At 64.7% G+C, this 13,258-nt stretch carries 12 protein-coding genes and 1 riboswitch; of the genes, 3 read left to right on the top strand and 9 right to left on the bottom strand.

Annotation, left to right across the window (positions count from 1 at the left end; all coding sequences use genetic code 11):
- Positions 1-184 precede the first annotated feature (184 nt).
- Together A5906_RS01605 and A5906_RS01610 are read right to left on the bottom strand one after the other, a co-directional pair.
- On the bottom strand, positions 185-1,237 hold the full coding sequence (locus A5906_RS01605) for a hypothetical protein (protein ID WP_080134010.1): 1,053 nt from the start codon (positions 1,235-1,237) through the stop codon (positions 185-187).
- A gap of 197 nt (positions 1,238-1,434) precedes the next feature.
- On the bottom strand, positions 1,435-2,541 hold the full coding sequence (locus A5906_RS01610; protein WP_080133527.1) for a 2'-deoxycytidine 5'-triphosphate deaminase: 1,107 nt from the start codon (positions 2,539-2,541) through the stop codon (positions 1,435-1,437).
- A gap of 110 nt (positions 2,542-2,651) precedes the next feature.
- Positions 2,652-2,731, top strand: a riboswitch (SAM riboswitch).
- Positions 2,732-2,805: 74 nt separating this feature from the next.
- Here A5906_RS01610 and A5906_RS01615 point away from each other — a divergent pair.
- Entirely contained in the window at positions 2,806-3,993 is a 1,188-nt protein-coding gene (locus tag A5906_RS01615; protein ID WP_080134011.1) for an O-succinylhomoserine sulfhydrylase, read from the top strand.
- A gap of 150 nt (positions 3,994-4,143) precedes the next feature.
- Here A5906_RS01615 and A5906_RS01620 read toward each other — a convergent pair whose 3' ends face one another.
- The 3 genes from A5906_RS01620 to A5906_RS01630 are packed head-to-tail and all read right to left on the bottom strand — an operon-like array spanning position 4,144 to position 7,166.
- Entirely contained in the window at positions 4,144-5,133 is a 990-nt protein-coding gene (locus A5906_RS01620; RefSeq protein WP_080133528.1) for an SGNH/GDSL hydrolase family protein, read from the bottom strand.
- A gap of 12 nt (positions 5,134-5,145) precedes the next feature.
- Positions 5,146-5,925, bottom strand: a complete 780-nt coding sequence (locus tag A5906_RS01625) for an SGNH/GDSL hydrolase family protein (protein ID WP_080133529.1) — start codon at positions 5,923-5,925, stop codon at positions 5,146-5,148.
- Positions 5,925-7,166, bottom strand: a complete 1,242-nt coding sequence (locus A5906_RS01630) for an OpgC domain-containing protein (protein WP_080133530.1) — start codon at positions 7,164-7,166, stop codon at positions 5,925-5,927. Before A5906_RS01630 ends, A5906_RS01625 begins: the two co-directional genes overlap by 1 nt.
- Positions 7,167-7,385: 219 nt before the next feature.
- Between A5906_RS01630 and apaG the strand changes: the two genes are divergently transcribed.
- Positions 7,386-7,778 carry a Co2+/Mg2+ efflux protein ApaG gene (apaG, locus tag A5906_RS01635; RefSeq protein WP_080133531.1) on the top strand — a complete coding sequence of 131 codons (393 nt, stop codon included), beginning with the start codon at positions 7,386-7,388 and terminating at the stop codon, positions 7,776-7,778.
- 126 nt (positions 7,779-7,904) lie between these two features.
- Here apaG and A5906_RS01640 read toward each other — a convergent pair whose 3' ends face one another.
- From A5906_RS01640 to A5906_RS01650, 3 genes are all read right to left on the bottom strand, one after another.
- The gene (locus tag A5906_RS01640; RefSeq protein ID WP_080133532.1) at positions 7,905-8,912 is read right to left on the bottom strand and encodes an Hsp33 family molecular chaperone; all 1,008 of its coding nucleotides are present in this window, start codon (positions 8,910-8,912) and stop codon (positions 7,905-7,907) included.
- A 282-nt stretch (positions 8,913-9,194) separates the two neighbouring features.
- Entirely contained in the window at positions 9,195-10,118 is a 924-nt protein-coding gene (gene argF, locus A5906_RS01645; protein ID WP_080133533.1) for an ornithine carbamoyltransferase, read from the bottom strand.
- Positions 10,118-11,326 (bottom strand): aspartate aminotransferase family protein, encoded by a 1,209-nt coding sequence (locus tag A5906_RS01650; protein WP_080133534.1) that lies wholly within the window; start codon positions 11,324-11,326, stop codon positions 10,118-10,120. Before A5906_RS01650 ends, argF begins: the two co-directional genes overlap by 1 nt.
- Before the next feature lie 454 nt (positions 11,327-11,780).
- Here A5906_RS01650 and A5906_RS01655 point away from each other — a divergent pair, with 454 nt between their 5' ends.
- On the top strand, positions 11,781-12,293 hold the full coding sequence (locus tag A5906_RS01655; RefSeq protein ID WP_080133535.1) for a GcrA family cell cycle regulator: 513 nt from the start codon (positions 11,781-11,783) through the stop codon (positions 12,291-12,293).
- A 256-nt stretch (positions 12,294-12,549) separates the two neighbouring features.
- On the opposite strand, the gene phoB is transcribed toward A5906_RS01655, so the two are convergent.
- Positions 12,550-13,257 carry a phosphate regulon transcriptional regulator PhoB gene (gene phoB, locus A5906_RS01660; protein WP_008143479.1) on the bottom strand — a complete coding sequence of 236 codons (708 nt, stop codon included), beginning with the start codon at positions 13,255-13,257 and terminating at the stop codon, positions 12,550-12,552.
- Position 13,258 lies beyond the last annotated feature (1 nt).

Genomic DNA, 13,258 nt, shown 5'->3' on the forward strand with positions numbered 1-13,258 from the left:
ATTCCTCCTGCGCTTCATGCAGGCGTGCCCTGCGGCAGCGCATTCCGATGGGTGGAATTCGTTTTTTCTCCCTCTCTGCATTCTTACGGATTGCAGGGGCCCTGCCCGCACGGTGAGAATTGGACTCGCGGAGACTCCCCTCGCCCCGCTTGCGGGGAGAGGTGCCCGCTGCAATACCGTCGATCTACTCGATGGTCCACACCAGTGGCGGACGGCCGCCTGCAGCGGTGCGCAGGTGTACGCCGATGTGCCGGCCACATCCAGCAGCAAGGCCTTCGAACAATCCCTCCAGCACCTTTGCGCAGGCGCGGTGATAGTCGGCTACTTCGTCCATCAGCTTCCAGTTCTGCTGGCGGATTTCGAACGCGCCTTCGGGCTGCGTCGTCTCGGCCGCGTCATCCTGCGCGGCGAACAGCGCAGTCACGAATGATGCAAACTCGCTTGCGCCGCCGCGGGTCAGCGACAGCGCTGCTGCAACATCATCAAAGTACTGCATCCCGATCAGCTTGCCGGTGAGATGCAGGAGATAGCCGGCGTCTTCCGGGCCGAACAGCTGCACCATGACGGGCGCGGCGGTGCGGACATATTCCATGGCGTAGTTGCGATAGGCTTTTTCCAGCCGCGGTTTTGGCCAGCTCGCAACAGGGAGCGCCGGCGCAGTCTTGGCATCGAACAGCGGCGCCTCCAGATGTCGCGCGAACACGAGGCGCTGGTCCAGCTCGAGCGGATGATCGTATTGGTGATAGTAACCTTCGAGGCCGTCCTGGCCGTCGACGCTCTGCTTGGTGCAGACGAAGCCAAGCCTGAGATCGCCGAGCGCGACGCCGTTGTTGGCGTGCCAGCCGCGCAGCATCGCGCGTGAGACCTCGCCCGGCACGCCGCAGATCGCGGTGCCCTTCCAGATCCAGCGCGGCGGCGGATAGCGGATCCAGGCTTTGGTGTCGCTCTCGTACATGTATTCGACATGCACGCCGCCGATCCAGTTGGAGAGATAGTGATATTGCGCGGCAGCCACCGCCGGCGGCAGATGGTCGAGCCCGAGCTTTTGCAGGCCAGGCAGGAAGCGCTCCTGCTGCTGGCGGCGAAACACGCGGAAGACGAATTCCGCCGCATCCGCCGTGCCGCGGCGCGTGACCACGGTGAGGATGAGGCCGGTGAAATAGGCGTGATAGAGATCGGCGACCGCACGCCAGCGCTTCCATTGCGCTTCCTGCGCGAGATCTGATGCGGCGGTCATGTTCGCTCCCGGCTTGTTGTTTTGCCGGAGTGTGTCATCGCGGAAGGGGCTGCGCAACCAACCGCGCGCTCGGTGTCATCGCCCGGCGAAGACCGGGCGATCCAGTATTCCAGAGACGGTCGTGACTGAATCGAGAGGCCGGGGCGTACTGGATTCCCCGCCTTCGCGGGGAATGACAGCGGAGGATGGGGCTAGCGCTATACCCGAAAATGCTTGGAGAGCTTCAGGCCCTGCGCCTGGTAGTTGGAGCCGATGCGCTGGCCGTACATCGCATCGGGGCGCGCGAGCATCTTCTCGTAGACGAGACGGCCGACGATCTGGCCGTGCTCGAGGATGAAGGGCACTTCGCGCGAGCGCACTTCGAGCACGGCGCGCGCGCCCTGCCCGCCGGCGCCGGCATAGCCGAAGCCGGGATCGAAGAAGCCGGCATAGTGCACGCGGAATTCACCGACCAAGGGATCGAACGGCACCATCTCCGCGGCGTAGTCGGGCGGCACCTGCACAGCTTCCTTGGAGGCGAGGATGTAGAACTCGCCGGGGTCGAGGATCAGACTGCCATCGGGCCGCGCCGAGATCGGCTCCCAGAAATCTTCCACCGCATAGCCGGCGCGGCGATCAACGTCGACGACGCCGGTGTGGCGCTTGGCGCGGTAGCCGACGAAGCCGTTCGCCTTCTCGCCGGAGAGATCGACGGAGACGGCAACGCCGCCTGAGAGATCGGCATCGTCGATGTCGACGAGGCGCTCGGCGGCATGCAAGCCATCGAGTTCGTCGGCGTTGAGAATGGCGTCCCCCGTGCGGAAGCGCACCTGCGACAGGCGCGAGCCCTCGCGCACCAGCACCGGAAAGGTCTTCGGGCTGATCTCGGCATAGAGCGGGCCGTGATAGCCGGCGCCGATCATGTCGAAGCGGCGGGTGCCGTCGGCGATGACGCGGGTGAAGACGTCGAGACGACCTGTCGAGCTTTTCGGATTGGCAGCTGCGACGATCTCCGGTGGCAGCGCAAGGCTCTCGAGCAGCGGCACGATGTAGACGCAGTTGGTCTCCAGCACCGCGCCGTCGGCGAGGCTGAATTCGTGCAGCTTCAGTTCATCGATGCGCTCGGCGACCGTGGCGCCGGGCCCGGGCAGAAAACTGGCGCGGACACGATAGGCGATGTCGCCGAGGCGCAGATCGAGGCTGGCCGGCTGGATCTGGCTTTCGACGAAATCGTATGCGGGCAGGATGAGACCTGCCTCCGCCATCGCCGCGATCATGCGGTCGGGCAGGATACCATTGGCGTCGGCGGCGATCGAAAAGCTCAACCGGGGGTCCTCGTCAGGGGTCAAACGCATCCGGACATGCGGGAAATACTAGCCTTTTACGGCTATCCGATGGACGCCTTGACGGAAAGGCCATTGCGGAATATGAGCATCACTTATCCCGTGGTGATTTGAGCCGGCCGGCTTGCAGCCACGTTAAATAAGTCGCTAAACAGGCCGGGGACCTCTGTGATCCCGGCCCGTGGTTTTGTCCAGGCCGGTTTTTTTGTGACCGTTTTCGACGAAACGGTCATGTCGGAGGGTCCTATGTCGAAGTCGCCTGCGAACTACCGCCCCGAAACCCGCCTGGTCCATTCCGGCACCCTGCGCTCGCAATATGGCGAGACGTCGGAGGCGCTGTTTTTGACGCAAGGCTATGTCTACAACAGCGCCGAGGAGTGCGAGGCGCGGTTCAAGGGCGAGGATCCCGGCTTCATCTATTCGCGCTACTCCAACCCGACCATTGCGATGTTCGAGCGCCGCATGATCGAGCTCGAAGGCGCCGAGGCCGCCCGCTCGGCGGCAACGGGCATGGCGGCGGTGACGACCGCGATCCTGGCCCCGCTCAAGGCCGGCGATCACGTCGTTGCCTCCCGCGCGCTGTTCGGCTCCTGCCTCTACGTCATCCAGGACCTCCTGCCGCGCTACGGCATCGAGACCACGCTGGTGGACGGCCTCGATCTGGACCAATGGCAGCGCGCGCTCAGGCCGAACACCAAGACATTCTTCCTGGAGAGCCCGACCAACCCGACGCTCGATGTGCTCGACATTCCCGGCATTGCCGAGATCGCGCACAAGGGCGGCGCGCGGCTCGTCGTCGACAACGTGTTCGCAACGCCGATCTGGCAGAGCCCGCTGGCGCTGGGCGCCGACGTCGTCGTCTACTCCGCGACCAAGCACATCGACGGCCAGGGCCGGTGCCTCGGCGGCATCATCCTGTCCTCGGAAGCCTTCATTGCCGAGCACCTGCATAATTTCATGCGCCAGACCGGCCCGTCGATCTCGCCGTTCAACGCCTGGGTCCTGCTCAAGGGCCTGGAGACGCTGGGCGTGCGCGTGCGCGCGCAGACCGATACAGCGGGGCGCGTCGCCGAGGTGCTGGCGAGCCACCCCAAGATCTCGCGGCTGGTCTATCCCGGACGGGCCGATCATCCGCAGGCGGCGCTGGTGAAGAAGCAGATGCGCGGCGGCTCGACGCTGGTTGGCTTCGAGGTGAAGGGCGGCAAGGCGGCGGCGTTCCGCGTGCTCAACGAGCTGAAGCTTGCGAAGATCTCGAACAATCTCGGCGACGCCAAGAGCCTCGTGACGCATCCGGCCACGACGACCCATCAGCGCCTGAAGCCGGAAGACCGCGCCGCGCTCGGCATCAGCGAAGGCTTCATCCGCTTCTCCGCGGGGCTGGAGCACGCGGATGATCTGATCGAGGATCTGACAGCGGCGCTGGAAAAGGCGTGAGATTGTTGTCGTCCCGGCGAAGGCCGGGACGACAGCGGATAGAATGGTAGGGCGGGCAAAGCGAAGCGTGCCCACCGTTCAAACGTACACTGCCGATAGATGGTGGGCACGGCGCAGAGCGCGCATCTGCCCCCCTGCGGCACCGCGCCTCTACATCGGCCGATACGTCCGCACATCCGCCGGGACGTTCACCCCGAGCTTGATCTGGCCGACGGAGCGGATGATGTCGTCGCCGAGGAGCTGGGCGAAGCAGGCGTAGCCCCAGTCGTTCATGTGCAGGCCGTCGGAGATGACGAAGCTCTCGACCGGGATCGACTGGTTCTCGTGCCAGTCGCGCATCACTTCGAAGCGCGGAAAGATGCCGACGTGGCGGAGCTCGGCGACCTTGCCGAGCAGCTTGATCATCTTGCCGGCGCTCTCCTTGCGCTGGTTGACGGCCGGCGAATATTGCGGATCGACCAGCACGATGTCGGCGCCGCCGGCGGCCTGGATGTGGGAGATGCCCTCCTCGACCAGCTTGGCGGTGTCGCCGGGATCGAGATTGCGCAGCACGGCGTTGGTACCGACCTGCCAGATCACCATGTCCGGATGCACGTCGATCACCTGCGTCTGAAGGCGCTTCATCATCTCGGGCGCGTCCTCGCCGCCGACACCGGCATTGATGACGGTGATGTCAGCGCTCGGATAGTGCCGGCGCAGCTGTGCGGCCAGACGGTTCGGATAGTTGAAATCGGGCGAGCTCGCGCCATAGCCGGCCGTCGAGGACGAGCCGAACGCGACGATCACGACAGGCTGGCCGGCGACGAGCTTGGCGGCGACATGCGGCAGCGAGCCCATCGTCTTCGAGCCGTCCTTCGGCGGCAGGCAAGGTACACGGCTGAAGATGTCGCCGGCGGATTTCGCGACCTGCTTCACCTTGTCGATGGCGCGCGAGGTGATGCCGCGCTGCTCGGGGGACGACACGGCGACCGTGGTCTGGGAAGGCGATGCGGGCGCGGGATTAACGGTTTGCGCCGGTACTTGCGTTGCCTGCGCGGCCTGTGCCTGCGCGCGCGACTGCGACACCGGCATCAGCAACAGCAGCGCTGCCGCTGATACAGCCAGCCATGCCGTCGGGAAAAAAGGGCGGAGAGAACTCATTAACGCTAGACCTCAATTTTGCTGCTGGGCCGGCCCCAGATGGGCCGCGTCAATCACGAACTGGGCCAAGGCCCGGCCCAGGCAATCATGAACCTGTTTCGCCAGCTCGGGGCCGCGGGACGGGCTGAACAGGTCGAACTGCCCCTGGTCATTCCACTGCCGCATGATCGCGAAACGGTCGAACAGCGGGATGTCGTGCTCCTGCGCCACCACCCGCATATTGTCGAGATAGGGCGGCACCGAGATCATGGTTTCGGTCCGCGGACTGTACTGCAAGTTCATCAACACGACGTCAGCCCCTGCATTTTGCAACGCGGTAACCCCCCCGGTCACCGCGCCACGAAAATCGTCGGGATCGATGGCTCGGATAGCATCCACGGTCCCGGTCTGCCAGATGACCAAAGTAGGTCTTTTTGCTTCCACCAGCTTAACGAAGGTGGTGGCCGCCTCCTCTGCCGTTTTCTTGCTCTGTATTTCTACGGAGACGTGTACGACTTCCGACGCCGGAAGCTTGTCCTTCAAGATGGCCTGCATGCGCGCCGGATAGGACGCATCCTCCGAGGCCGGAATCGTGGTCGAACGGCTGCCGATGACGAGGATTTCGAGCGGTTTGCCCGCCTTGACGGCTTCGGCGACCTTGGGAAGCCTGCTTTCGCTGGTGAGCAGATAGGACGGCAATTCGCAGGCCGGGGGCACCGCTGGAGCGGCAGGCGCAGCATCGTCCGCGCGCGCCGTGGGCGCGGCGAGGTAACCGCATAGCAGGACCAGGCTCAGGAGAACCTTCGCCTTCATCAGCCCCCTCCCGCCAGATCGGCGTTGCCGACGGCGTTTTTGGTTTTCGCACCGCTCTTCTCAGCCACGCGCTTGTACCACGAAATCACCCACGCAACGCCCCACATGATCAGGATTCCGGAGAGACTAATCAGCGCATGCATGGCTGCGCCGCCGGAGACCTCGGCCAGGATGAAATGGCCGGCGAAGGCGAGGAAGACGCCGAGGCAGAAGATCTCGAGCGAATGCTGGCCGCACAGGATCAGCGGCCGCAGCCACGGCGATGTCAGGCCAGGCCAGTCCCGCGGCAGGAAGCGCACGGTCAGCGCGGCCAGCGCCAGGAAATGCGTGAAACGCAGAACGTCGAGATCGGTCTTGTCGATCGGATACATCCACTGCTCGAGCCGCTTCGGCATCAGATGGGACAGCTGCGGCACATACCAGGTCAGCGTCACATAGAACGCCGCCACGATATAGGCGATCGCGATCCACATCGTTACCGGCGACGCTAAAATACGCGACATGCGCCGCGCACCTCCGAGCGCGCACCAGGCACCGAAGACGAAGAGCAATTGCCAGGCCAGCGGATTGAAGGCCCAGAAGCCGTTCGGATAGGCGGAGAAGTAGAGGTCGTATTCCCAGGTCACCGCGTAAAGCACGACGGACAAGGCGAGCGTGAGGTCGGGCCTCCATTTCATCGACCACAGGATCACGGGCAGCGCCAGCATCAGGACGATGTACAGCGGCAGCACGTCCATGTTGACGGGACGGAAGCGCAGCAGCAGCGCCTGCACGATGGTGACGTCGGGCTGCTTGAGGAAGTCCATGATCCCCATCTCTTCGGTGTAGAGCGGGTTCTCGAAGCTGGTCGCCACATAGGAGATCTCGGCGAGGAAGATCGTGAACAGGAAGACGTGGGCGACGTAGATCTGCCAGACCCGGCGCAGGATGCGCGCGGTGGCAATGACGACGCCGCTCTCCAGCATCGCGCGGCCGTAGACGAAGGCGGCGGTGTAGCCTGAGATGAAGATGAAGATCTCGGTGGCGTCGCTGAAGCCGTAATTGCGGATCGTGAACCAGGTCAGCAGGCTCGGCGGCAGATGGTCGATGAAGATCAACCACAGCGCCAGCCCGCGGAACAGGTCGAGCCGGAGCTCGCGCTCGCCGATGGCGGGCAGCGAGATGGCCGGCGCGGCCGCACGCGGCTTGGCCCCCGCGGTTCCCGCGATGGTTGATCCCGTCACTTGGTCGGCAATGGTCATCGGGGCCTAAAAACCCTCACCCAAATCGCGACGTTAAGGGAGTGTACCGGTCCGGCCGTCATCTCGCAAAGCGACCGGATCACATGGGGGTTCACATGGGGGTGTCTTCGGAGTGTCTTCCCCTCAGGCGTGTACTTCTCCGCCAATTCTGGCGGCACGATGTCACCAAAACCGCCCTCAGGGTTTGGTTCCGGCACCGGATTCGGTATGATGGCAGCCATGTACCGCGCCGTGACCCGCCAGATCGAAGTGACCGTCGAGCCGAACTTTGTTCCGGAGCAGTCGTCGGCCGACCGCTCCCGCTATTTCTGGTCGTACACCATCGTCATCACCAATTCCGGCGAGGAGACCGTGCAGCTCAAGACGCGGCACTGGATCATCACCGACGCCACCGGCCGCCAGCAGGAGGTCAGGGGCGAAGGCGTGGTCGGCGAGCAGCCGACGCTCGCCCCCGGTGAGCGGTTCGAATACACCTCCGGCGTGCCGCTCACGACCGCCTCCGGCTTCATGACCGGCCGCTACCAGATGGTCAGCGAAACCGGCGAGCGATTCGAGATCGACGTGCCGACGTTCTCGCTGGACAGCCCTGACTACAAACGGGTGTTGAATTAGCGCGGTGCCGTGAGGTGGGCAACCTGCCTGCCTATCGTCATTGCGAGCGCAGCGAAGCAATCCAGAGTCTTTCCGCGGAGGAATCCTGGATTGCTTCGCTGCGCTCGCAATGACCGGAGGATGGACTTACGCGTCCTCGACGCCCGCCTCGTGCGGCGTGAACTGGTAGACTGACGAGCAGAACTCGCAGGTGACGACGACCTTGTCGTCCTTCACCATCGCCGCACGGTCATCGGACGAAAAGCTCTTCAGCATGGACGCGACGGCGTCGCGCGAGCAGGAGCATTGCGCCTTCAGCGACAGCGGATTGAACACCCGCACGCCGCGCTCGTGGAACAGGCGATAGAGCAGCCGCTCGCCGGAGAGCTCGGGGTCGATCAGCTCGACGTCCTCGACGGTCTCGATCAGCGAGCGCGCCTCGACCCAGGCGTCATCTTCAGCGATGCTGTGCGCTTCGACGCCTTCAGGCGCATCGCCGGGATGCAGATCCGCCTGCCGCGCGCGCTCCGGCGCCTTCGGCAAGAACTGCATCAGCATGCCGCCGGCGCGCCAGCGATGCTTGCCGCCGTCGCTCGAGCGCCACTCCTCGCCGACCGCAAGGCGCACCTTGGTCGGGATCTGCTCGGAGCGCAGGAAATATTCGTGGGCGGCATCTTCCAGGCTGCCGCCGTCGAGCGCGACCAGGCCCTGGTAGCGGCTCATGTCAGGGCCCTGGTCGATCGTCATGGCGAGGTGGCCGCGGCCGAGCAGCGTGCCGGAATCCTTTGCCGTGCCCAGGCGCGAGGCGTCATAGCGGGCATAGGCGCGCAGATGGTCCGGCGCCTTGTAGTCCACCACCAGGAACGACACCGGACCGTCGGTCTGGGCCTGCAGGATGAAGCGGCCCTCGAATTTCAGTGCCGAACCGAGCAGCGTCGCGAGCACGATAGCCTCGCCGAGCAGCTTGCCGACGGGCGCGGGATAATCGTGCTTGGTCAGGATGTCGTCGAGCGCAGGGCCAAGCCGCACCAGGCGGCCGCGCACGTCGAGCGCATCGACCTCGTAAGGCAGCACAGCGTCGTCGACCGGAACGGCGGATGGCGCGCGAACCGGGCCTTCAGGCCCGGTTTTCATGTCAGGGGATTGGGAAACCATGGCGCTCTATCTGGGGTCGGATGGTGAGGAATGGAAGGGGTGCGAGGCGCGGGATGCAAGTCGAACCATACCAAGCCACCTCAAACTCGGTGTCGTCCCGGACAAGCGCAAGCGCAGAGCCGGGACCCATAACCACAGGACTACGTCACAACGCGAGACGGCAACTCCGAGTCATCGCCACACGACGTCCGGTGGCCATGGACTCCGGATCTGCGCGCACTTTTGGCGCGCTTGTCCGGGATGACGAGCAGTGTTTTTGGCCGGCGCGATGCCAGCCAATACCTACTTCACCGCGTCAAAGCACCAGGCCAGAATGCCCTTCTGCGCGTGCAGGCGGTTTTCAGCTTCGTCGAACACGACCGATTGCGGGCCATCGATCACCTCGTCAGTGACCTCCTCGCCGCGATGGGCGGGCAGGCAATGCATGAACAACGCGTCGGGCTTGGCCAGCGACATCAGCTTCGAATTGACCTGATAGGGCTTGAGCACGTTATGGCGGTGCTCGCCCTCCTTGTCACCCATCGACACCCAGGTGTCGGTGACGACGCAGTCGGCGCCTTTCACGGCGGCTTCGGGATCGGTGCCGAGCATGATCGGCGCGCCCGTCGCCTTGATCCAGTCGCGCATCGCCTTTTTCGGCGCGAGCTCCGGAGGCGTTGCGACATTGAGCTGGAATTTGAAACGCTCGGCGGCGTGCGCCCAGGACGCCAGCACGTTGTTGTCGTCGCCGGTCCAGGCCACCGTCCGGCCCTCGATCGAGCCGCGATGCTCCTGATAGGTCAAAAGGTCCGCCATCACCTGGCAGGGATGCGAGCGGCGCGTCAGGCCGTTGATGACCGGCACGGTCGCATTCGCGGCAAGCTCGAGCAGCGCATCATGGTTGAGGATGCGGATCATGATGGCGTCGACATAGCGCGACAGCACGCGCGCGGTGTCGGCGATGGTCTCGCCGCGGCCGAGCTGCATCTCGGCGCCGGTGAGCATGATGGGCTCACCGCCGAGCTGGCGCATGGCGACGTCGAACGAGACGCGGGTGCGCGTCGAGGGACGCTCGAAGATCATCGCCAGCGTCTTGCCTTCGAGCGGCTTCACCGGCTGCTGCGCCTTCTGCTTCGCCTTCATGGCGGAGGAGGCGTCGAGCATGCTCTTGAGCTCCGACAAGGGTAGCTCGTTGATATCCAGAAAGTGCTTCGGTGACTTGCTCATCAGCTTGCCGCCCGCTTGGTCTGACTGGACGAGATCGCAGCGCAGGCGCGCTCCAGCCGCGCAACGCTGTCCTCGATCTCGGCTTCGGTGACGATCAAAGGCGGCAGGAAACGCACGACATTGTCGCCGGCGCCGACCGTGAGCAGCTTTTCATGGCGCAAGGCCGCAGCGAGATCTCCCGAGGGAACCACGGCCTTGATACCGATCAAGAGGCCCTCGCCGCGCACCTCGCTGACGACATCGGGGTGACGGTCGATCACGGAGGCGAGCTTCTGCTTGAGCAGCAGCGACATCTTCTGCACGTGGTCGAAGAAGCCGGGCTTGAGCATGACATCGAGCACGGCATTCGCCGCCGAGATCGCCAGCGGATTGCCGCCGAAGGTCGAGCCGTGAGAGCCAGGGCCCATGCCGGCCGCCGCGTCGGCGGTCGCCAGGAACGCGCCGATCGGGAAGCCGCCGCCGAGCGCCTTGGCCAGCGACATCACGTCAGGCGTAACGCCGGTGCGGCGATGCGCGAACAGATCGCCGGTGCGGCCCATGCCGGTCTGCACCTCGTCGAAGGCGAGCAGCAGGCCCTTTTCGTCGCAGAGCTGGCGGAGCGCCTTGAGGAAGCCTGGAGGCGCCGAACGCACGCCGCCTTCACCCTGGATCGGCTCGATCAGGATGCCGGCGGTCTGCGGACCGATCGCCTTCTTGACGGCTTCGATATCGCCGTGCGGCACCTGGTCGAAACCATCCATCGGCGGACCGAACCCTTCGAGATATTTTGCAGATCCCGTTGCCGCCAGCGTCGCCAGGGTCCGGCCATGGAAGGCGCCTTCGAAGGTGATGATGCGAAAGCGCTCCGGATGACCCTTCGAGAAATGATGATGGCGGACCAGCTTGATCACGCCTTCCAGCGCTTCAGCGCCGGAATTGCAGAAGAACACGAAGTCCGCGAAGCTTTCCTTGCACAGGCGCGCGGCGAGCTTCTCGCCGTCCGGACTCTGGAACAGGTTCGACATGTGCCAGAGCTTGGTCGCCTGCTCCTGCAGCGCCTTGACCAGCGCGGGATGGGCGTGGCCGAGCGCGTTCACAGCGACGCCGGAGGTAAAATCAAGATAGCGATCGCCATTGGTCGCAATCAGCCAGCAGCCTTCGCCGCGCTCGAAACCGAGGTCGGCCCTGGCGAAAACGGGGAGCAAATGCGGCGCGGCGCTGTTCGTCATGACGATCACTTGATGTTGCGGACGGCCTGAACACGCTCATGCAGCGCACCATTGACCGGCCCGGAAAACGAAACGTGCCGCCTTTTAAGGGCGGCACGTGACACTATCTTATGCCGGGTAGAACGGGTGTCAATGCCGCCCGAAAGCTCCGCGAAACGCTGAATCCGTAGTCTTGCGGTGCCGGATTTGCGGGGTTTTTGCCACGGAACATGTGGAAGCGAGTCGGCTGACTCTTGCGCGTGAGTCACGCCATATTGTAGCGTTTGGCTTGTCAGATACGACATCTCGTGCAGCAGTTCTGATCCTCTAAGTCCTCATGTACCGGCGTAGACGTTCGGGCGTTCTGGTTACGCCCGGCGAGCCTTAAGGGATTCTGGCGGCACGGGTTTTTCGAGGCTTAGGCATTCGCCGCAAGGCGCCAGGACGGCAGCCGCACGGCGAGGGAAAGGGTGCAATGACGGTTTTGACCTGGTCCGACGATCGCGTCGAGCAGCTGAAGAAGCTCTGGGAGGCCGGACTGTCGGCCAGCCAGATCGCAGCCGAGCTCGGCAACGTGACCCGTAATGCCGTGATCGGCAAGGTGCACAGGCTCGGCCTGTCCGGCCGCGCCAAGAGCCCGTCATCGGCAGCTCCGCGACCGCGCAAGGCGCGTCCCGCGCAGCACATGATGCGGGTGACCCGCCCCATCGCGCGCGGCAACACCGCGCTGGCACAGGCCTTCGAGGTCGAGGTCGAGGCTGAGCCCGTGACCTACGACAACGTGGTGCCGATGAGCCAGCGGCTGTCGCTGCTGGAATTGAACGAGGCGACCTGCCACTGGCCGGTCGGCGATCCCTCGAGCCCGGACTTCTTCTTCTGCGGCGGCAAGGCGCTCTCGGGCCTGCCCTACTGCGCCCAGCATTCGCGCGTGGCCTATCAGCCCGCGGCGGATCGCCGTCGCGCACCGGCGAAGCCGGGCACGCGGTGAGCGCACGGAATTAGGTGATCGCCAAGCCTGGTCGCCAAGCTTCATCGAAGACTGCAGCCATCACACGATGGCCGCTTCAATCACTCGGTGTCATCCCCGCGAAGGCGGGGATCCATAACCACAGGGCGCAATCGTTGCGCGAGATGGTCATTCCGAGTCTTCGCCAAACGTGATCCTGTGGTTATGGATCCCGGGCTCGCGCTGCGCGCGCCCCGGGACGACAACTGAGATTGTGGCCGCAGCTCGCTAAACCAGCTTACGTCTGCTCAGCCTTCGCGAACCGGTCATCGAGCGCATAACCGGCGCCGCGGACGGTACGGATCGGGTCCTGCTCGCGGCCGAGATTGAGCAGCTTGCGCAGGCGGCCGATATGGACGTCGACGGTGCGTTCGTCGATGTAGATATCGCGGCCCCAGACGCTGTCGAGCAGCTGCTCGCGCGAGAACACGCGGCCGGGATGCTCCAGGAAGAACTCCAGCAGGCGATATTCGGTCGGGCCGAGATCGATCGGCCGGCCCGAGCGCGCGACGCGGCGCTTGTCGCGATCGAGCTCGATGTCGCCATAGGCGAGCACGGTGGCGAGCCGCTCGGGGCTGGCGCGCCGCAACAGGCCCTTCACGCGCGCCAGCAGCTCGGGCACCGAGAACGGCTTGACGATGTAGTCGTCGGCGCCGGTCGCAAGCCCCCGCACCCGCTCGCTCTCCTCGCCGCGCGCGGTGAGCATGATGATCGGGAGCTGCTTGGTCTCGGGACGGGTCCGCAGCCGCCGGCACAGCTCGATGCCCGACAGGCCCGGCAGCATCCAATCGAGCACGATCAGATCGGGAATGTGTTCCTTGAGGCGGGTGTCGGCGTCATCGCCGCGCATCACCGTCTCGACGTCATAGCCGTCGCCTTCGAGGTTGTAGCGAAGAAGCTCGGTGAGAGCTTCCTCGTCCTCAACCACCATAATGCGTGCGCCCATG

Source organism: Bradyrhizobium sacchari (genome assembly GCF_002068095.1).
Taxonomy (GTDB): Bacteria; Pseudomonadota; Alphaproteobacteria; order Rhizobiales; family Xanthobacteraceae; genus Bradyrhizobium; species Bradyrhizobium sacchari.